Annotated in this window: 1 protein-coding gene; it reads left to right on the top strand. The window is 67.0% G+C overall.

What is annotated here, in order from left to right:
• On the top strand, positions 1 to 330 hold a 330-nt coding region (locus EN851_RS34890), incomplete at both ends, for a DUF6101 family protein (protein ID WP_245520898.1).

Here is a 330-nt window from a genome sequence, read left to right as displayed (position 1 = left end):
GTCTCGACCCGTTTCGCCTGCCGCAGATGGTGAGCTATGCCACGCGCGACGACTATGGTGATGTTACCTTCACCATCGACCAGCGTGGCGCCATCATCCGCCGTACGCTGGAGATGAGCGGCGTGCCGGCGATCATCGCGCTGCCCGCCAACGCGTTCCGCGGCGTCGCCGCCCGCGCCATGGAAGATCCGGACGGCAACGTCACCGTGACGCTGGAACTCCTGCACAATGATCCCATGCTGTCGGTGCCTCTGCTTGTCGCCGACGATCTCGACGACGTGGCCGCCGACTGGCGCGCCTGGGCCGACGCCTATCGCCTGCCGATGCTCC

It is taken from the genome of Mesorhizobium sp. M8A.F.Ca.ET.208.01.1.1, assembly GCF_004791315.1.
Classification (GTDB): Bacteria; Pseudomonadota; Alphaproteobacteria; order Rhizobiales; family Rhizobiaceae; genus Mesorhizobium.
Note: the sequence above shows the minus strand (reverse complement) of the source record. Positions and strands in the feature narration are given on the sequence as shown.